This is a genomic window from Collinsella aerofaciens (assembly GCF_040926405.1).
In the GTDB taxonomy this organism is placed as follows: Bacteria; Actinomycetota; Coriobacteriia; order Coriobacteriales; family Coriobacteriaceae; genus Collinsella.
Genome location: NZ_JBCOIG010000048.1, coordinates 1 through 1,434 on the forward strand (window position 1 = coordinate 1; position 1,434 = coordinate 1,434).

Sequence of the window (1,434 nt, forward strand, 5' to 3'; positions counted from 1 at the left end):
GAAGCGAGTGGCGAACGGCTGAGTAACACGTGGAGAACCTGCCCCCTCCCCCGGGATAGCCGCCCGAAAGGACGGGTAATACCGGATACCCCGGGGTGCCGCATGGCACCCCGGCTAAAGCCCCGACGGGAGGGGATGGCTCCGCGGCCCATCAGGTAGACGGCGGGGTGACGGCCCACCGTGCCGACAACGGGTAGCCGGGTTGAGAGACCGACCGGCCAGATTGGGACTGAGACACGGCCCAGACTCCTACGGGAGGCAGCAGTGGGGAATCTTGCGCAATGGGGGGAACCCTGACGCAGCGACGCCGCGTGCGGGACGGAGGCCTTCGGGTCGTAAACCGCTTTCAGCAGGGAAGAGTCAAGACTGTACCTGCAGAAGAAGCCCCGGCTAACTACGTGCCAGCAGCCGCGGTAATACGTAGGGGGCGAGCGTTATCCGGATTCATTGGGCGTAAAGCGCGCGTAGGCGGCCCGGCAGGCCGGGGGTCGAAGCGGGGGGCTCAACCCCCCGAAGCCCCCGGAACCTCCGCGGCTTGGGTCCGGTAGGGGAGGGTGGAACACCCGGTGTAGCGGTGGAATGCGCAGATATCGGGTGGAACACCGGTGGCGAAGGCGGCCCTCTGGGCCGAGACCGACGCTGAGGCGCGAAAGCTGGGGGAGCGAACAGGATTAGATACCCTGGTAGTCCCAGCCGTAAACGATGGACGCTAGGTGTGGGGGGACGATCCCCCCGTGCCGCAGCCAACGCATTAAGCGTCCCGCCTGGGGAGTACGGCCGCAAGGCTAAAACTCAAAGGAATTGACGGGGGCCCGCACAAGCAGCGGAGCATGTGGCTTAATTCGAAGCAACGCGAAGAACCTTACCAGGGCTTGACATATGGGTGAAGCGGGGGAGACCCCGTGGCCGAGAGGAGCCCATACAGGTGGTGCATGGCTGTCGTCAGCTCGTGTCGTGAGATGTTGGGTTAAGTCCCGCAACGAGCGCAACCCCCGCCGCGTGTTGCCATCGGGTGATGCCGGGAACCCACGCGGGACCGCCGCCGTCAAGGCGGAGGAGGGCGGGGACGACGTCAAGTCATCATGCCCCTTATGCCCTGGGCTGCACACGTGCTACAATGGCCGGTACAGAGGGATGCCACCCCGCGAGGGGGAGCGGATCCCGGAAAGCCGGCCCCAGTTCGGATTGGGGGCTGCAACCCGCCCCCATGAAGTCGGAGTTGCTAGTAATCGCGGATCAGCATGCCGCGGTGAATGCGTTCCCGGGCCTTGTACACACCGCCCGTCACACCACCCGAGTCGTCTGCACCCGAAGTCGCCGGCCCAACCGAGAGGGGGGAGGCGCCGAAGGTGTGGAGGGTGAGGGGGGTGAAGTCGTAACAAGGTAGCCGTACCGGAAGGTGCGGCTGGATCACCTCCTTTCTAGGGAGATAAA

Annotated in this window: 1 rRNA gene; it reads left to right on the forward strand. The window is 65.3% G+C overall.

What is annotated here, in order from left to right:
• Positions 1 to 1,421: ribosomal RNA gene (locus AB5758_RS09480) — 16S ribosomal RNA — on the forward strand; the annotation flags it as partial.
• Positions 1,422 to 1,434: the final 13 nt, after the last annotated feature.